Source organism: Brevibacillus dissolubilis, assembly GCF_006170445.1.
GTDB classification, from domain to species: Bacteria; Bacillota; Bacilli; order Brevibacillales; family Brevibacillaceae; genus Brevibacillus_B; species Brevibacillus_B dissolubilis.
Genome location: NZ_VCNA01000008.1, coordinates 38,481 through 56,709 on the forward strand (window position 1 = coordinate 38,481; position 18,229 = coordinate 56,709).

General features: G+C 50.1%; 19 protein-coding genes. 1 reads left to right on the forward strand and 18 read right to left on the reverse strand.

All coding sequences use genetic code 11. The annotated features are described in order from the left end of the window. Nucleotides 1-59: 59 nt before the first annotated feature. From FGI41_RS15585 to FGI41_RS15600, 4 genes are all read right to left on the reverse strand, one after another. Nucleotides 60-944 (reverse strand): RluA family pseudouridine synthase, encoded by an 885-nt coding sequence (locus FGI41_RS15585; RefSeq protein ID WP_139491290.1) that lies wholly within the window; start codon nucleotides 942-944, stop codon nucleotides 60-62. Between the two features lie 130 nt (nucleotides 945-1,074). Continuing rightward, nucleotides 1,075-1,899: a methyl-accepting chemotaxis protein gene (locus FGI41_RS15590; protein ID WP_139491291.1), complete on the reverse strand. Its 825-nt coding sequence runs from the start codon at nucleotides 1,897-1,899 to the stop codon at nucleotides 1,075-1,077. Nucleotides 1,900-2,037: 138 nt separating this feature from the next. Then, nucleotides 2,038-2,559 (reverse strand): thiol peroxidase, encoded by a 522-nt coding sequence (gene tpx, locus FGI41_RS15595; protein ID WP_139491292.1) that lies wholly within the window; start codon nucleotides 2,557-2,559, stop codon nucleotides 2,038-2,040. 101 nt (nucleotides 2,560-2,660) lie between these two features. Then, the gene (locus FGI41_RS15600; protein WP_139491293.1) at nucleotides 2,661-3,194 is read right to left on the reverse strand and encodes a hypothetical protein; all 534 of its coding nucleotides are present in this window, start codon (nucleotides 3,192-3,194) and stop codon (nucleotides 2,661-2,663) included. Between the two features lie 299 nt (nucleotides 3,195-3,493). On the opposite strand from FGI41_RS15600, the gene pyc reads away from it, so the two are divergent. Then, nucleotides 3,494-6,940: a pyruvate carboxylase gene (pyc, locus tag FGI41_RS15605; protein ID WP_139491294.1), complete on the forward strand. Its 3,447-nt coding sequence runs from the start codon at nucleotides 3,494-3,496 to the stop codon at nucleotides 6,938-6,940. A 76-nt stretch (nucleotides 6,941-7,016) separates the two neighbouring features. On the opposite strand, the gene FGI41_RS15610 is transcribed toward pyc, so the two are convergent. Genes FGI41_RS15610 through FGI41_RS15670 form a run of 14 tightly spaced genes read right to left on the reverse strand, consistent with a single transcriptional unit; the run spans nucleotide 7,017 to nucleotide 18,134 of the window. Beyond that, on the reverse strand, nucleotides 7,017-8,075 hold the full coding sequence (locus tag FGI41_RS15610) for a hypothetical protein (protein ID WP_139491295.1): 1,059 nt from the start codon (nucleotides 8,073-8,075) through the stop codon (nucleotides 7,017-7,019). 15 nt (nucleotides 8,076-8,090) lie between these two features. Further along, nucleotides 8,091-9,230, reverse strand: a complete 1,140-nt coding sequence (locus FGI41_RS15615) for a hypothetical protein (protein WP_139491296.1) — start codon at nucleotides 9,228-9,230, stop codon at nucleotides 8,091-8,093. Nucleotides 9,231-9,233: 3 nt separating this feature from the next. After that, nucleotides 9,234-9,749 (reverse strand): putative phage tail protein, encoded by a 516-nt coding sequence (locus FGI41_RS15620; RefSeq protein WP_255298487.1) that lies wholly within the window; start codon nucleotides 9,747-9,749, stop codon nucleotides 9,234-9,236. Then, nucleotides 9,742-10,809 (reverse strand): baseplate J/gp47 family protein, encoded by a 1,068-nt coding sequence (locus FGI41_RS15625; RefSeq protein WP_139491297.1) that lies wholly within the window; start codon nucleotides 10,807-10,809, stop codon nucleotides 9,742-9,744. Before FGI41_RS15625 ends, FGI41_RS15620 begins: the two co-directional genes overlap by 8 nt. Then, nucleotides 10,806-11,249 (reverse strand): DUF2634 domain-containing protein, encoded by a 444-nt coding sequence (locus FGI41_RS15630; protein WP_139491298.1) that lies wholly within the window; start codon nucleotides 11,247-11,249, stop codon nucleotides 10,806-10,808. Before FGI41_RS15630 ends, FGI41_RS15625 begins: the two co-directional genes overlap by 4 nt. After that, entirely contained in the window at nucleotides 11,233-11,685 is a 453-nt protein-coding gene (locus FGI41_RS15635) for a DUF2577 family protein (RefSeq protein ID WP_139491299.1), read from the reverse strand. The genes FGI41_RS15630 and FGI41_RS15635 overlap by 17 nt, the downstream gene beginning before the upstream one ends. A 15-nt stretch (nucleotides 11,686-11,700) precedes the next feature. Then, the gene (locus FGI41_RS15640; protein WP_139491300.1) at nucleotides 11,701-12,675 is read right to left on the reverse strand and encodes an XkdQ/YqbQ family protein; all 975 of its coding nucleotides are present in this window, start codon (nucleotides 12,673-12,675) and stop codon (nucleotides 11,701-11,703) included. A gap of 5 nt (nucleotides 12,676-12,680) precedes the next feature. Beyond that, a complete protein-coding gene (locus FGI41_RS15645) occupies nucleotides 12,681-13,079 on the reverse strand; it encodes a hypothetical protein (protein ID WP_139491301.1) in 399 nt (132 codons plus the stop codon). A 3-nt stretch (nucleotides 13,080-13,082) separates the two neighbouring features. Continuing rightward, on the reverse strand, nucleotides 13,083-15,479 hold the full coding sequence (locus FGI41_RS25025; protein ID WP_176560295.1) for a hypothetical protein: 2,397 nt from the start codon (nucleotides 15,477-15,479) through the stop codon (nucleotides 13,083-13,085). Nucleotides 15,480-15,520: 41 nt separating this feature from the next. Then, the gene (locus FGI41_RS25030) at nucleotides 15,521-15,658 is read right to left on the reverse strand and encodes a hypothetical protein (RefSeq protein ID WP_176560296.1); all 138 of its coding nucleotides are present in this window, start codon (nucleotides 15,656-15,658) and stop codon (nucleotides 15,521-15,523) included. A gap of 23 nt (nucleotides 15,659-15,681) precedes the next feature. Next, the gene (locus tag FGI41_RS15655; RefSeq protein WP_139491302.1) at nucleotides 15,682-16,104 is read right to left on the reverse strand and encodes a phage tail assembly chaperone; all 423 of its coding nucleotides are present in this window, start codon (nucleotides 16,102-16,104) and stop codon (nucleotides 15,682-15,684) included. 45 nt (nucleotides 16,105-16,149) lie between these two features. Next, on the reverse strand, nucleotides 16,150-16,578 hold the full coding sequence (locus FGI41_RS15660; protein WP_139491303.1) for a phage tail tube protein: 429 nt from the start codon (nucleotides 16,576-16,578) through the stop codon (nucleotides 16,150-16,152). A 41-nt stretch (nucleotides 16,579-16,619) separates the two neighbouring features. Further along, entirely contained in the window at nucleotides 16,620-17,675 is a 1,056-nt protein-coding gene (locus FGI41_RS15665) for a phage tail sheath subtilisin-like domain-containing protein (RefSeq protein WP_139491304.1), read from the reverse strand. A gap of 18 nt (nucleotides 17,676-17,693) precedes the next feature. Beyond that, a complete protein-coding gene (locus FGI41_RS15670) occupies nucleotides 17,694-18,134 on the reverse strand; it encodes a phage tail terminator family protein (RefSeq protein WP_139491305.1) in 441 nt (146 codons plus the stop codon). Nucleotides 18,135-18,229: the final 95 nt, after the last annotated feature.

Sequence of the window (18,229 nt, forward strand, 5' to 3'; positions counted from 1 at the left end):
TCTGATTGCGCTATCAGGGTATTTTCGCTTTTCACTGTATTTCTTACTATTTCATTTCTCTAAGGCAACACCCGCACCATATCCTCCGGCATCGCCTCGACGAACTCCATCTGCTCTCCCGTCCGCGGATGGACAAACTCCAAGCGGTACGCATGCAGGGCCTGCCGCTCAAGCTCCTCCATGCTCCCGCCATACAGATCATCCCCCAAGAGCGGATGCCCGAGGTAGGCCATATGGACCCGAATCTGATGCGTCCGCCCTGTCTCTAGCTGCAGCTGCACCAGTGTCCGGTCGTCTCCGCGCGCCAGCACCTTGTAGTGAGTGATGGCTTCCTGACCATCCTCCCGTACCTCTCGCTCGATGATCGATGTCTCTTTTCGCCCGATCGGCGCATGGATTACACCCTCATCTGCTTCCACGACGCCATGCACGACCGCCTGATAGGTCCGCTTCATCGTCCGTTCCTTTTGCATGCGGGAAAACTGATCATGTGCCCACTGGTTCTGCGCGATCAGGATCAATCCGGTCGTGTCACGGTCGAGACGGCTGACTGGACGGAACTTGCGATTCTCTCCTTTTGACTGCCAATAAGCGACAACCCCGTTGGCAAGTGTTCCGCTCAGATGCATACCGGTCGGGTGGACGACCAATCCGGCTGGCTTGGCGATCAACAGCACGTCGTCATCCTCGTAGCGGATATCGAGCGGCATCGGTTCTGGTGCGAGTGTCTCCGATTCCTCTTCATCGAGCGTGATCGTGATGACATCGCCTGCTTTTAATTTATAGGTTACATAGACCGTCTCACCATTGACCTGGATATCTCCGCTGTATTTGGCCCGGATCAGCAGACGGCGGGAGATGCCCTTACTGCGCTGGAGAAAATCTCGTAAAAAACGCCCCTCGTCTGTCTCCCTGGCGGTAAATTGCAGTAGTACTTGATCCATATGTGTGTCTCCTTCGACATCTTGTAGATAGTACCATCCATTATACCTGAAAAAACCAAAAAAAGACCCAAGGGGCTCATCACCCAGGGTCCTAACCGGATTCGTCTTTGCTGCTCTTGGCCGCAAGTCTCTACAGCTTGGAAGCAAACTGATTCAGTTTCTCAGACATCATCTTGATCTCCTGCACGAAGTCAAAAATGTCATCTGTTGAAGACACCTGCTGATCCCCTACTGTCACGACCTTTTCGACCGACTGTTGGATCGAGTTCATGGCCTGTCTGATGCTGGACAAGGTGTCGCGGATTTTTTCTGTGGAGGATACGGTCTCCATCGAGAGCTTGCGGATTTCACTTGCGACTACGCTAAAGCCCTTCCCCATGTCTCCGGCACGGGCCGCTTCGATGGATGCGTTGAGTCCGAGCAGATTGGTCTGATCTGCCACTTTTTTGATAAAAGCCAGCACTTCATCCGTGTTCTTCACTTCATCTTGTGCCTGTTTAGACTGCGACAGAAGGGTCTGGCTCAATTCAGCCAATCTGTCTGCACCTTGGGATACATCGGCAACACGTTCGCTGGTTTGCTGCAGGGAATGCAGGATTTGGTCTGAGATCTTGAACAGCTCGCGCTCATTTTGACGGCGGACTGCAATTCCGATTGCACCTACAACTGTTCCCTTTATCCGAATCGGCGCTGCTTTCCCGGTGAATTCAATGCCGAACACATGCTCAGGAACTTCCGTTAAAATTTCACGGGCCTCATAAACCGCTGCATAGAGTGGCTCCTCCCGATGCAGCTTTTGACCTGCCTTCGCACCGATGTTGATCTGTTTGCCCGGAAAATACCCGACGAACTTTTCACGGTCGCATACCGCAATAGACATGTCTACAGGTGATGCCGCTTGAATCAGGGGAATTACGGTGCAGATCATTTCGAATAAAGATTCCGTCGATGACAATAGAACCACCCTCTTTCTTTTATGTCGGGATTATTCTAATCATTACGATCATACTATGAATTCTGTCATCCTAAAAGACGAGAAAATAAAGGAAAAAAGTCCCCCTGAATCCAGAGGGACTTGGTCGTAACGGATCGATTACTTCGCTGCTTTCGCCGCTTCGATCGCTGCTTCGTAGTTAGGGTGTTGGCCTACAGCTGGTACGTACTCAGCGTATACCACTTTGTCGTTAGCATCGATAACGAATACGGAACGAGCGAGGAGACGGAGTTCTTTGATCGCTACGCCGTAAGCGAGACCGAAGGAGAGGTCACGGTGGTCAGAAACCGTTTGAACTGCTTCGATGCCAGCCGCACCGCACCAGCGTTTTTGTGCGAATGGAAGGTCAACGGATACAGTCAGGATAGTTACGCCTTCGAGTTTTGCTGCTTCTTCGTTGAAGCGGCGGGTTTGTTGGTCGCATACGCCAGTGTCCAGGGAAGGAACAACGGAGATGATGCGAACAGTGCCTTTGGATGAAGCGAGGGTCACTGGGGAGAGGTCGTTAGCCAGAACAGTGAAGTCAGGAGCTTTGTCGCCTACTTTTACTTCTGCGCCGAGCAGGGTGACAGGTTGATCTTTAAAGGTAGTAACACCAGTACGTTCTACAGCAGTGGTCATGGAAAAATGGCCTCCTTTATGGTTCTATCCAAAATTGGAATATGTACGTGTTTTATCATACATGATCTTTCTAACGTTTTCACTATCAAATGTGTGAAAAACTAATGTTTCATATGTAAATCTTTTGCCACAAACCGCTCCACCTTGGCGATCCGCTTGACCTCGTGCTCAAATTCATAGTCACATTTTTTGTTCAGCTCATGACAGCGCAGGACAGCATGATACAAAGCGAAGGTGAAGTTGACTTTTTTCAGCTCATAGCGGGTGACGAGCATCTCGGGGTCCAGCCCGTTGACGATCTCCACCAGATAGTTGGAGCGGTCTCGCTTGCGGACGATAGGAGCCATATAGCCCATGTGCCGCAGGATCGCACCATAGTCAAAAATCCCCTGGTCATCAAAATCAAAGGTTTCATTGGTCCCAGCCAGCCGGGAGAACATGTCCCCAAGCGTATACATAGACAAGTGCTCCGGTGCATTCATCGCCAGCACGGAGCCATCGTTATTGACAAAATACACTTTGTCACGGTAGGTAAAAATCAATTCATCCTCCGGCATCTCATCCACATACAGCCAGCGCTGCTTCGGAATCAGCATCCGCCAGATGGTCGCCGGATCAGCGTGTAAAAGTTCCATCGTTCGCTCCCTCCTACTCTCCATTGTGGGCATTCCGTGTCCGTTCCATACTGTGGCCACTTCATTATAATGGAAATCAATACCGGGTGCTTCCCTGATTCAATCCTGTTGTTGTTGGGTAAAATATCCCTTGTTATCAGATTCTGGGGTTTAATTCCGACTAATTTTGTTATCTTTAACGGGTAAATCAGTCACTTTTCGTAATAAAACACATGTACAAACTTGCGAAATTCTGTATATTTAAAAGAAACAGCAAATAATCATCAATCGATCTGACGCAGAGCCAGGAGGAGAGAAACATGCAAGATAAAAAAATTAGACGCCTGCTTGTAGCTAACCGTGGAGAAATTGCAATCCGGATTTTCCGTGCTGCCACTGAGCTTGGAATCCGTACGGTTGCAATCTACTCTGAGCAGGACAATGTCTCAATCCATCGCTTCAAAGCGGATGAATCGTACCTCGTTGGTGCTGGTAAAGGCCCGATTGAGGCGTACTTGGATATCGAAAGCATTATCGAGATCGCCAAGCGCAACGATATTGACGCGATCCATCCGGGTTATGGCTTTTTGGCGGAAAATGCGGAGTTTGCCCGTCGCTGCCAAGAAGAAGGGATTATTTTTATCGGACCTGCTCCTGAATTGATTGATGCCTTCGGTGACAAGGTAGCCGCCCGCAAAATGGCGATTGAAGCCGGCATTCCAGTCATCCCAGGTACGGAGGAGCCGATCGAGTCTCTCCAAGAAGCTATGCTGTTCGCAAAGGAAAACGGTTACCCGATCATCATCAAAGGGGTATCCGGCGGCGGTGGCCGTGGGATGCGGATCGTCCGCAGTCAGGAAGAGCTACAGGATGCACTTGACCGTGCCCGCTCTGAAGCACGCTCTGCTTTTGGGAATGCCAAGGTGTATCTGGAGCGTTATCTGGAGCAGCCAAAGCATATCGAAGTACAGATCATCGGGGATGCTCACGGCAATATCGTGCATCTCTATGAGCGTGACTGTTCGATTCAGCGCCGTCACCAGAAGGTGGTCGAGGTTGCACCAAGCATTTCTCTGTCCAAGCAGCTGCGCGAGGATATCTGTAACTCCGCTCTGCAACTGATGAAAGCAGCAGGCTACACCAACGCAGGTACTGTTGAATTTTTGCTGACTCCTGACCAGAAGTTCTACTTCATCGAGGTCAACCCACGTATTCAGGTGGAACATACGATCACTGAGCTGGTCACGGGTATTGATATCGTTCATACCCAGCTGTTGGTCGCAGAAGGCCACGCTCTGCACGGCTCTGAGATCAATATTCCTAAGCAAGAAGCAATCCCGCTGAACGGCTACGCCATCCAGTGCCGCGTCACAACCGAAGACCCGGAAAACGGCTTTGTCCCAGATACAGGCCGCTTGCTTGCGTACCGCTCTGGCGGTGGTTTCGGTGTGCGTCTCGACGGTGGCAACGGCTATCCGGGTGCGATCATCACTCCTTTCTATGATTCACTCCTGGTTAAAATCTCCACATACGCGTCTGACTTTGAGACAGCGGCCAAGAAAATGTACCGTACCCTCCGCGAATTCCGTATCCGTGGGGTTAAGACGAACCTGCACTTCTTGGAGAACGTGGTATCCAACCCAGACTTCCTCTCCGGTCTATATGACACATCCTTTATCGACACCAAACCTGAGCTGTTCCATTTCCCTGGCCGTCTCGACCGTGGAACCAAGCTCCTCAACTATATCGGCAACGTGATTGTCAACGGCTATCCAGGTCTTCATAAGGGAGACAAGAAGCCTCACTTCGAGACCCCTCGCATCCCAAAAACACCATTCTCCCAGCCGTATCCAGACGGCACCAAGCAGATTCTCGACCGTGAAGGCGCAGACGGCTTGGTCAAATGGATTCAGGCGCAAAAACAGGTGCTGGTCACTGACACCACCTTCCGTGATGCGCATCAGTCTCTGTTTGCGACCCGCGTGCGTACGTACGATCTCGCAGCCATCGCTGAAGCGACTGGCAAATACGGTTCAGACCTGTTCTCTCTGGAGATGTGGGGCGGTGCGACTTTTGACACCAGCATGCGATTCCTGAGTGAATCCCCGTGGGAACGCCTCAGCATCCTGCGTGAAAAAATCCCGAACATCCTGTTCCAGATGCTCCTGCGCGGGGCGAATGCGGTTGGCTACACCAACTACCCTGACAATGTCATCGAGTCATTCGTCAAGGAAGCGGCCCAGAACGGTATCGACGTCTTCCGGATCTTCGACAGCCTCAACTGGCTCGAAGGCATGAAGGTAGCGATCAACGCGGTACGCGAATCCGGTAAGGTCGCAGAAGCCGCCATCTGCTATACCGGCGACATCCAGGACCCAAGCCGCACCAAATACACCCTGAAATACTACATCGACCTCGCCAAAGACTTAGAAAAAGCCGGGGCCAACATCCTCGCGATCAAAGACATGGCAGGTCTCTTAAAGCCATATGCAGCCTACGAGCTGATCACCGCGCTCAAGCAAGAGATCGGCATCCCGATTCACCTGCATACCCACGACACCTCTGGCAACGGCGGCGCGATGCTGCTCAAAGCGATCGAAGCAGGCGTCGATATCGTAGACGCTGCGGTCAGCTCCATGTCTGGCCTCACCTCTCAGCCAAGCCTGAATGCGCTGGTGGCTGCTCTTGAGCGCTCCGAGCGCGAGACAGGCCTGCCGCTGGATCACTTCAACAAGTTGTCCGACTACTGGAACGACATCCGTCCGCTCTATCAGGGCTTTGCCAGCGACATGAACACCACCAATGCCGAGGTGTATGTCCACGAAATGCCGGGCGGTCAATACTCCAACCTCGAACAGCAGGCCAAAGCCGTCGGTCTCGAAGGCCGTTGGGAAGAGGTCAAAAAGATGTACGCCAACGTCAACCTGCTGTTTGACGACATCGTCAAGGTAACCCCTTCCTCCAAGGTTGTCGGCGACATGGCCCTGTTCATGGTGCAAAACAACCTCACCGAAGAAAACATCTATGAAAAAGGCAAAGAGATCGACTTCCCAGACTCTGTCATCCAATTCTTCCAAGGCTACCTCGGCCAGCCACCAGGGGGCTTCCCTGAGCGACTGCGCGACGTCGTCTTGAAAGGCCGCGACTTCTTCACCACCCGCCCAGGCGAGCTGATGGCTCCTGTTGATTTTGCCAAAGTCAAAGCGGAAATCGAAGAAAAAATCGAGCGTCCGGCAAGCGATCTGGATGTGCTCTCCTACATCATGTATCCACAGGTGTTCCTGCAGTATGATCAACAGATCAAGGACTTCGGTGATCTCTCCGTACTCGACACCGCTACCTTCTTCTACGGTCTGCGTCCGGGTGAAGAGACCGCTATCACCATCGAGCGCGGGAAAACGCTGGTCATCAAGCTCGTCGCTGTAGGTGATCTGCAAGTAGACGGCACACGTCCAATCTACTTCGAATTGAACGGCCAGCCGCGCGAAATCACCGTCCGCGACCGTTCTGCCAAAGTAACCGAAGCGAAACGCCTCAAGGTAGACCGCAAAGTTCCAGGCCAGATCGGTGCCTCCATGCCGGGTAAAGTCCTCAAAATTCTCGTAGAGCCAGGAGATAAGGTGCGCAAAGGTGAGCACCTGATCGTCAGCGAAGCGATGAAGATGGAGACGACGATTCAGGCTCCGGTGGATGGTAAGATTAAAGCGGTGCATGTGAAGGCCGGGGATACGATTGAGGTTGGGGATTTGTTGTTGGAAGTGGAATAGGGTAAAAAGTATGTTTTAATATAAAGAAGCCTTGCCACACCTCATATTTGGGTTTGGCAAGGCTTTTTGTAATGCATTATTTGACAAGTGGAAAGTGTGTTGGGTTGCGGCTGACGTGCTGTGTCCCTGATTCTTTAAACCTTGTAATGAATCCGTACTTTTCGAACTCTACGATCAAGTTCGAAAAATCATTTTCTGAAGTCTGCGTGGATTGGGAAATGAAGTGCTTGTTAATTGTTTCAAAGGTGGTTTTATTCGCCTTGATTAAGTAATTCTCACCTGTAGTCGGGTGTAGGCTGTAATATAAATAGCCGTATTTGACAAATATATTGCCGATGGCATCTAGCCCCATCTTCAGAGAATTGAGCAGTTTCCCATCGTGCGAATAGCAAAACATGGTTCCATATCGCCTGTCATTCGACTCGCCAAAAACCAGAATGTGCTCATGATCCATCGCCATTTCCAACAGGTTATTATACATCGCAGTAACCCACACTCTTGCACCAGATAGCAGATCGTATTTAACAAGATGGGTTTGATCCATGATATAAGCAGAACTGCCCCATATCATTACACCCCTTCTTGCGATATCCGTGGATGCGATACTCCAAGTGCCTATTTGATTAAGGTTCAGATCGTATCCATACAATGTTTTTGTATCATAAATATATTGAAAGAAACGATCCTTCTCCTCACTTTGATAAATTTCGCTTACCGAAAAAGCTTTTGAGCTCACTGATGCTCCTGTTACCGGATCTGCTTTGATTAATTTCTCTGGAGTTCTATAGTACGGGACATTATCCTTATCTATATAAACTAAAGATATACCTTGTGAATATACATTCGGGGGGATATCTTGCGGGGTTATTCTGAATAGAACCTGAATGTTTCCCAGCTCGTCAGATGTAAATTTTTCAAAGTAATGAGTCCCTGTGGAATTACTATAGGTTCTTAAATAAATAGAACCTGATGAATCCGCAGCAAGTCCAGTAATAGATTCATTGGTACTAAAGGTTCTCTTAAACGTTCTGTTCCGGTTCACCGTAATCCCCAGATTCTCCACAGGCACATACTGCCCCACCTTATACTTCCCCACACCGATCCCGTGATGTTTCAAAGCCTCTGTGATATTCATCTTCTCACCTCTTGTTTAGACAGGATTCATCTCGTAGACTTCGCCGTCGGTATCGTACTTGAGGGACCATGTCTCCGTGGTAGTGACGGTGGTCCCTGCTTCATCGTAATATTCGTATTTCATTGTCTGGTAGTTGCCATTGGCATCCGGGTTAGACAGCAGAGTCCGCATATAGACGGTATCGTTGGGACGTTTGTATTGGACTTCTTTGTAGACGCCCTTTGCTGTGTCTTTGGTCCATTTCGCGATCTTCAGACGATGGCTGCCGGGAAGCTTCCACGGTTGCCAGCCAGTGGAGGTCTTGACTCGGGTGAACATACCGAATCCATGGAAATCATTGGCGATCTGGAACTCCCATCTGAGCGGGTCACGGGAATGCTTCATGGATGTCAGATAGATGAAATCATGTCCGCCTGGCGGGCGGTTTTTCCCCTTGTATACGTCGTACATGCGGTTGCCCACGTCTGTAGGCAGCGTGTTGATATCTGCGTTGTCACTGAGATTTTCCGTATAGCGGCGGAGGTATTGGGTATGCGGATCACCAGTAGAGTTGTGGTTTCCTGTATGGTGGAACGTCTCAGAACCGATCCGCATGCTGCCGTTATCATAAATCTGCACACCCCGATCCCAGTTCCAGTCCTCACCATTCACGGTGCCAGACGGTGCAAATACCAAGGCATTTCCCTCAGTCTGATGATGCATCACCCATGAGAGGCGATTCGGATATTTGGAGACGAACGCATAGGTATGATTACTCTGAATCGTACCTGTAAAAGTCGCGCCAGACAGATTGGCCTTCTCATCGGAAAGCTGCTGAAGCGTCTTCACCGGCTTCTCCCACCAGTTGGCCTTGCCTGTGATCGACTTGATCATGTTGGCGAACCAGGATAAAAACTGCGTGTATTTCCCCGTATTGCCTGTCGGTGTAAGCGCCTGATCGACAGCACGGTCGCCGATGTGCGTATCCGTGACACTGCCTGCGGTACTCGGCAGGGTGCCTGTTTTCAACGCAGCGAGATCGGTGTCCAATTGCCCCAGACTTGTATCGATCTTCTCGAAGTTATCATTGAGCATCGTCTTGACATTGAATGTCTGCTTGGCATCCTCGATGGGGTCTGCCATGTACAGATTTTTATTCGGTGTGTATTGACCCATAGGTTATGCACCTCCTGCAAAGTTTTCCAATGGTTGTGTCTGAAGCTGTTCGAGTGTCATCTGTTGGACGTCTTCGATAAACAGGTAGCGGAACTCGTACTCCACTCCGAGGTGGGCGGGCTTAATCTCCTCGATGGCCCGCTTCAGCTCTTCGAGTCGCGGAGGAATCCCGATCTGGCTGGTGAACTTCACCCTGATTCGTCCGTTGAAGCTGACCTCACAATCCCCGTTGGCGTAGGCGTCGGCCACCACCTTGATCTGCATCCGGTCGATTTTGCCTGAGCCGCGCATTTTGGAGCGGATCACCTCGCGCCGCGCATCGTATGATTTGGACAGGTCAGTGGGGATGCCAAGTTCCTGCTCAAACACAACAAGGCCCCAAGTAGCCGTAGAGACGTCCAATTGGGGCATCAGGTCTTCGAGTTGTCCGTTGATCAGTTCCAGTTCAAGCTGTTCGGCTGTTTCGAACTGCTGCAGGACCCGGCTTTTTTGCATAAAAGCAGGGAGATGGTTAAGCAACGGTTACTCCCCCCAGTATCGGCACCTCGTTGTCTGCCAGTTGAATGTTGGCTGTACCGCCATTGACGAGCAGGTTGGAATAGTCGAGGTATCCATGTGTGTTTAAGATGATATTGCCGATCTTGGCGTAGCTGGGATGGATGCCGGTAAAGGAGCAGGATGCCAGATAGTCGCGGAGGTTCTCCTCTAGATTGCGGATTCGGTCTGGCTCGGCTACTGCCGGATCGGTTACCCCCGTAAATGAGATGCTGATCGTCCTAGCCACCGCACTCTCCACCGTGCAGCGCGCTCCCAGCGGTGCAACGCCATCCCCGAGACCTGTTGAGCCGGGGTCGATGTAAGCCTGCACCTGTGCGACCAGTTCGTCGCTCGCCGGTTGCTTGTTGGCATCGATGATGATGATTTTGACCGTGTTGTCACCGTTCCAGAGCGGGATCACCTTGGCATCGCCTACGCCGACCACCTCTTTTGCCCAGTTGCGGTAGTGGTGCCTGTTGCCGCTGGTAGCCGGGGTGCGGACGCGTTCGTAGTAGCGCTGGAGCAGGGCTTCATCTGTCTCGGCATCGAAGCCGTTGGTAACTGGCTCGAGGTTAGTGACAGAGGTGATGCCTTCGATTGGCATAGGGAAGCTTTTGATCGCGTTGGCCGGGACGTTGCCGAGGCTGCCAGGGAGGGTGCATTCGACGGTGGTTTGGGCCGTTCCGCCCGCCCCGATCTGGACAGCTTCCGTGACGATGTAAGACATGGTATCTGAGGCGACACGGTCTCCCTTCACAATTGGTGTCCCTGGATTACCCGTCAGAAGGATATAGGTACTGGCCTTCGTTGCCTGATTGCGGGAAATACCCGTTCGCTCATAGATGCGCTGAGCCAGCTCGTCCCCGCTGAGATTATCCAATTGCAATTTTTTTTTCCATTCATCCACTTTGCCATACCAATTGGTCAATTCCAACGAGTACGCCTTGAGTACATCTGAAATAAAACTGCCCACTGCTTTGTTAAAACGGTTATCCACAGCGGTAATCATCCGCTGAAAAATCTCTTGGCTTGTCTGACTCATACGAACTCAGCTCCTTGTCGAAATTGGTTCCCATCCCTAAGAAGGACGTCAAACTCTACAACGAGCATCGCCTTCACCTGCCGAAACTCCCAGTTGGATAGACCCATGATCATGGGATGACGGGTTAATGCCTCTGTCACCTCCCGCTTGATCTCCTCTACGAAAAAGTCTCGGTACCGCTGGAATTGATAGCCCACCAGCAATTCTCCCAGTGGTATGCCGTAAGCTTCACCCTCGTAGATTTCAAAGACATCCCGTTCCGTACGCAGGCACTTTTCTACCCAGAGTTTGATCGCATCCATGCCGTCCACTTCTACACATTTACCATCGACGAGCACGAACTCCCCTACAGCAAAGTCAAAAGCGACCTCTACACCCAACCTGTCCTGCTCGCTTTCTTGCCCCTCCTGAAAAGGAAGCTGGCTATTTTGCGGTATCACTCCATTTCACCACCCGGTTTGAAATATAGTAGAGCTGTCCATCTGCAAAAGGCTGAACCAGTACGGTATCACCGACCTTGAGCGGATCTAAGTACGTGATCTCTTCTTCCTCTGTTGTATAATCAGTGGACACCTGCAAGGATTCAATCCCATGGCTGTGCCCTGGACTCCCTCCAACTGCCGTGCTTCCTGCATTTATCTGCGAGAAGGAGAGCTTGCCTTTTGATTCGGCTTTTCGTTTGTGATCAGGCAACAGATGCTCGGCGAAGACCATGTCATCCTTGTCGAGTACGAGTCCGTCTATTTTGATCTCAATGTTTGGAAAAGCGTTGGTAACCGTCCCCAGTTGAATACTTAGAATCACAGGGTTTTCACGCTCTTTGAACAACTTTGCCCACATCGCAACCACATCGTCCATCGTTCCTGCATTTCCCATGGTCCCACCTCCTTTTTAAGCTAATTTGGTTTTCAACTGTGTCTTGTGGATTCCATTAGAGACCGTATGCGATGCGGAAAGGATGACAAACGTGCCTTTGGCTCCTGTCGAGTCATCGACAATATCAATGAGTCGCCCGGCACACAAATCGTCGTGCCCGACCACGGTAAAACTCAATTCATCCTTCACCTTGCTTTGCTCTTTCAAGTAATATCTGGCTTTTTTCTCGGCCTCCGCCTTATTTTCTTTTTCAATCGAAATATACTCTTGCAACAATCCGTATTGCTTCACGCTTTGATCATCTTTGGCTGTGGCCAGTACTTTCTCTTGGGCTGTGACGATGACACTATTTTTCATCTCTTCGATGGAAAGAGTTCGGCTCGGATCAGACAGTGTCTCCATAATCGGAATAGGACTGACATGATCAGCCAGCTTGATCATTGGTGCGATCTTCAGCTTGCTGCGTTCCTCGATATAGAGCTTTCCTTCCCGCATCTCCATCCGGTATTTCTCTTCGTATTCGCCCTGTGCCTGTGCCAGGATATCTTTGATAATCTCTGCGAGTGCCTGTCCTGTATAGATTTTGTTAATCGGGTTCTTAATCGCAGCAATACTGCCAATCGGGAACTGACGTTGATCCGACGTCAATACTTTTCGGATCGCGTCATCGGCACGCTCCCCTTTGAACTTGATCGTCAGTTTGGACTGATTGAGGTAAAAAGCCGGGTCAAGACAATGAAAGGAACGGTTATGACGACCGTTCCTTGTCTCGGTGATAATGACTCCTTGAAAAAGAGTCCGCTGGTTATGACGCAACATGATTCCATCGCCCGGCGCCGTTTCCGTGTAAGGGAAGATGCCTCCCCTATTTTCCGCCAAATCAAAATCCAGCTGCGCCCCCAACGTGTCCAAACTGCTTGACCACGAAAGATTCCCCACAGGCAGCAGGGTCTGTTTCCCGTTACGCACGAGGTAGACTTCATGACTCATCAGATTCACCCCAAAAACTTAAATTCAGATAAATCCAGCTTATACGGCACATCCTGGCTTCTGTCAGCACCATAGGTAAAATCATCGATCGTCATGGCGATGTTGATCCCAAGCTCAGGAATGACCATACGGATCGGCAGGCTGCTGTCCCGCCATTTTCTCAGTGTCTCAACGTAACTGAGCATCGGCTGATGCTCGCCCCGCACGAATAGATATGTTTCTGCTGGAAAAAAGGAGGAGATGCTGCACCGTTTCAGCTTCGATTTGCCGATCAGCTTAATTTCTCCGTATTTTTCCGTAGTGAAGGTTTCGTGGTTATTACCTGTTTCAATCGAAAATTCATTCGGCAGGACAGGCAGTTGAATCAGTTCTTGACGGTTGTTCCACGAGAGGAAAATATCCAATGGTTACGTAACCTCCTTTTGAAAATATGGAGGCAATGGGGTACTTGACGTATTTTGTACCTGCAAGTTAACCCTGTTAAATGTATTAATTAACATCGCTTCTATCTGCTTTTCATTTTGAATCTGCGGGTTATTGATGGTGAAATATTGATTGTTGACCGTTTTATTATTTTGAGTGACTTGATTGGCCGTGGACTTTTGATTGTTGTTTGTTACCCCTTGGGCTGGAGCTGTGATCGTGTTAATCGTCGGGAGATAGGAATTATCCAAATTTTTCTGTTTATTGATATAGAACTTCTCAGCGTTAAACCGGTCACTGTCATTATTCTGCGAATCAGCAATTCGGTTTTCCAGCGAGTTAAAATCTCGATCTATCCCCAACCGCCTTTGTTTATCCAATGCAGCATAATAGCTATCTGCATAATTACTGCTGCTGGCAGCAAGCGATTGTTGCATCTCTTCTGACAAAAACGGAATCTTCGAAAAACCATTTAACAATTCGAACATAAACTTGTCGAAGAGAATCTCTACTTCGAGAAAAATGCCTTTAAAGGTGTTCCCGACATTTTTAAAAGAAACACCGATTTCATGCATCTTTACCTTCCAGTTCTCAAATACCGCCATGATCTTGTCCTGATTCTGGTACACCATCACAAATACCATCCCGAGCGCAGCTACTGCCGTAATAATAACCCCGACCGGATTCGCCAACATAGCCGCATTCAATCTCCACTGTTGGATGGAGGCAAGCACAAGTCCGGCCCTATAAGATGCCCATGCCACAGTAGCAAAGGTGATCGCTGTCCCAAGACCATACATTAAGTTCGTCTGCCCCTGCAGTCCCTCCCCTTTCAACCTGTCGAAGAAGGCTCCGAATGCTTTGCCAGCATCTCTGAAGTTTCCATTCAACAGATTGGCAAAACCACGGATTGCAGGCTCTAATTGTTTGAAGGAAACCAGTAATGACCCCGCTAAAATATCGGACAGACCCTCAATGACTCCAGTCACCTGTGGCAACACATTCTGGGCAATCGCTTCAAAGAGGTTAAACAATGGCTGAAACGCCAGTCTGATGTCATCTATGATCCGGATGATGACAGGTCCGAACTTATCCCAGTTCTTGTAGATGAGGGCGCCTATCCCTATCGCGATACTAAGCAATGGATTTAATCTGTAAAAACTAGCCGCAAACCGCAAAATGACTCCCGGTAAAGACAACAATCCCCGGAGCACAATAGGTAAGCTGGTGGCAAACATACGCGGCAATATAGACAACTGTGCCATCCAGACCCGAACGGCCGGACCTATTGTAGCCATATTTTCAACCAGTAACATTGCCCCTGATGTAAGCGAAGCCATCCCCACTGTTGTGGCGATTACTGCTGGTGCAAACAGCATGAATTTGGCTATGAATTCCGTCACGCCAGGATGAGTCTGCAAGAATGCGTGAACATTTTTCATCAGATCATAAAAAGCTGAACTGATCGCAGCCAGAGTAGGCTGCATCGCTTTATAAATCTCGATGAGTGACGCCATCCCAGCCTTCAGACCTTTGGTGAAATTCCCCATCGCTCCTTTGTCGAGAGCCGCACCCATCATCTCGAAAGATTGGCTTCCTTGACTCCCCGAGGCTGTTTGTTTCTGCATGGCCTCTAGTTTTTTTCGGTCAGCCAGCGCTTTTTGAGCTTCTTCGAGGTTGCCTGAGTTCTCCTTGAGCGCGAGAGCAAGAATATCAGAGGCTTGATCCACTGTGCCTTCAACCCCTAACAGGTCTTGGATATCTTTAATCGCCTCATAATACTTCTCCGCTTCCTGAGCCTGACTCCAGACGCCAGTCTCGATGCCATCCTTTTGGTTTTGCTTGCCAAAGGCATCATAGAATTGCCATGCGCGCGTCGCCTCGACCTCCAACTGCTTGTTATCCACCTTGTGTTTGTTGACCAGATCGCTGAATAAATCACCTGTCTCGGCGTATGTCAAATTCGTCTCGACAGTGAGGTTCAGCATCTGCTTTTCGATCTCCGGCATCTCGATATCGGCAGTCAACGTGCGGGCCTGAAACTTGTTGACCATCTCCTCGTACTGCGTCCCCACTGCACTAATCCCAACGGCCACCTGGGTCAGTGCGCCTGCAAAACCCATAGCTGCTGCCGATGCATTTTGATACGCGGTCTGATTACTGGAAAACGAGATCATATCTTGTTCTTGTTTGGTGTTCCAGATCACCTTTCTTGCTTCCTGATCCAGTGCTTGGAGGGCATTCTTCGTTCTCTGATTCATTCCTTGAAAACGGCTGCCCATTCTATCGAGATTCGTAATGACACGTTCTGCTGTACGGTCCGATGTGTCCTGAAGCTGCTTTAGCCATTGATCAATCGGATCAGTCTGTGCATTCAACATTCCCTCATCCTCCTTCCTCCTCAAATAGGAAAAAAGCAAGGTCAGAGCAGATCCCCGCCCTGCCTTGCTTTCTCTTCCAGCTCCAGCATCATGCTCGCCACCATAAAGCCTGTCTGATACGCGTCATAGCCCATCAGCACATTGAGGTCCACACCTTTTTTGACGTTGTGGTGATACATGGCGAACACGGTGCTGGTTTTGATTAGTTTTTTACGTCTTCCACCAATTCGACCGGATTGGAAGCGACATCCACATCAGCCAGCTCCAAGATACGGGATGCAAGGTGAAGGATTTCCGGCACTTCAAAGATTTTGCGGACAACATCCGTGGCGTTTAACTGAGAGACCTTCAGTCCCTTGCGCAGCTCCGGATCGGAGAGCTTGGGGTCGATGACGCAGGAATAGACCAGCTTTTCATTGAGCTGCTGGTTGATTTCGGCAGAGTCGCCTTTGGAGTAGATCATCTTCGCCATGTACTCTTCCATCATCTTCTGATCCGGCTCCTGAATCGTCATGGTCGCATCGAGGCGCTTCACGTAGACCTCAGCGGTTTTCAGTTCGCGGCTTTCTTTTCCTTTGGCCTTGGCAATCAAATCTTGCATCGTCGCTTTTTTCTGTGCGTTCATGTGATAGGTCACTCCCTTTTATTCGTTACAGGTGGTTATTGGATATTAGATGGTGTCTTCGTACTCGAAGCTTGTGACGGTGAAGCGAAATGGGAACTCGCGCTCAAGCAGCTTTTTTGGTTCGAACTGAGTGAGCGTCAGCTTGGACAGCCATGCTTTGCCGATGACCGCAGTCTCGAAGCCCTCGGATTCTGGGTCGGCCAGCTGGAAGACGATTTTGAAGTAAGGGTTTTTGCCCCTCTTCCATTGCTCGATGACATCTTTGGCGATACCGGTGTTCACCTTGTAGACGGTGAAGCTGCCGGAGCCTTTGAGGCCGATCAGCTTTTCGTGCTCATCGAGGGTGTGCAGCATGTTCACCTGGGCAAACTCTGCCTCAACCTCGCAGTTAACTGCTTTGACTTCCATGATTTCTTGATCGTCGAGGAACATCTTGCCCCAGGTTCCGTTAATGATTTGACCTGCTTCCAACATGTATGGTCAGCTCCTTTTCGTATGCATTCGGGTATGCTTGATTAGATCGAAACGATAAATTGCAAATCTTCCATCGCGTCAAGCGGCTTGATCGCACCACCGACGAACAGGCGGGAACCTGTGTTGGCTGTTTTGATCTCTTGGTCAGACATCTCGGTGACATCCACACCTTTGTCGGTCAGATGCTGGCGGATGGCCGCAACGTCGATCGCTACCTTGTTGACTGCTTCACCGTCGAGTGCACCCGCATTGACGAGAGATTGCAGATAGCTGTTGACCGCACTCACGAACAAAAGCTTGTTCACGTAGGAATTTTTCATGGAGACATAATGATCGGCAAATGTGCGCTTGATATCCTCGCGGGCTTGGTCGATCACTTCGACGACAGCGATTTTGCTGAAGTCTTCTTTTTTGGTCGCGGTATAGGTCACGAGTGAGTTGATGCCGCGCGCCAGCTTGTGTTTGCGGCCGTCGAAGATGATGATCAATTCACCATTGTTGATATCTTGATCCGGTGTATCGCTTTCTTTGACCGAGATGATCTCATCGAGTGGGAAATACGTCGCAGAACGGGTAAAAGGCAGCCCAGCGAGCACACCTGCGATTCGTGCGCAGTATTCAGCAGTTGTGTAGGTTTTTTCGTCTGTTTTGATTTCATCTGTAGTGAAATTGACGATGCCCTCATGATTGCTTGCGCTGTTCGGGTAGACCGCCTTGAATGGCTTACCTGCTTCACGCTGTTCTTTGATGAATGTGACCAGTGCAGCGATTTCGCCGGATTGTGCACCCGGTACTGCGTTCCAGTTCCATTCACGCGTCTTCAGACGGTTGAGGGCTGCTGTGTAGTCGGTGCTGGCTGGATCGATGCGGATGACGAGCACCTTGGACGGCTTGCCCTTGAATACGTCACGGATGTAGCCATAGTTGGCGGTGGTCCAGTCTTCTTGCTTTACCTCAGACAAGCTCTTATAGGTGATCTCGTCAAAAGTCGTATTGGTGCTGTCTTTGAGGATCAGTGACACGATGCCTCGCTGTGAGCGCTCAACCGCTGTTGACGCCAAGTTTTGAAATACCACTTCGATTTGTGGAAGTCCCATGTTTCGTACACCTGCTTTCTACATAGTTAAGGTTAGCTCTTGCATCGGCTCGGATGTTGGATCATCCACAGCCTGTGCCCGTTCGAGGAAGGTCAAGTCAAACGATACGTTGAGTTTGCCCTCCTTGATCTCTGCCTTGGATTCGGTGATCCGAAGCTTACGCAACCGGTTCTGATCGTCGGAGTCAGAAATCTCAAGCGTTCCGACGAACCTGGTATTCAGCTTGTCGATCACGTCATAAAAGGCAAGCTGACTCACCGGATCTGTCTCATACGTCACCGTTATGGTCGTCAGCTTTTTCTGCATAGACGGCGACTCCTGTGTCACCGTATGCGGTGATAACACCATAAAAAAACAAGGCTTCACGCCTTGCTCCACGGTCTCTTCATAGACCGTCACACCGGGAAAAAGAGCGGTTATCTCGCGGCTCACCGCCTGCAGCACGTCTCGAAGCTTCATATGTCACCCCCTCCCCTCGATGGTGTGGTCGCAAAAAAAGAACCACCTGATTGGGTATCAGGTGGCCCTTCCTTTTATCTTGACACTATCATCAT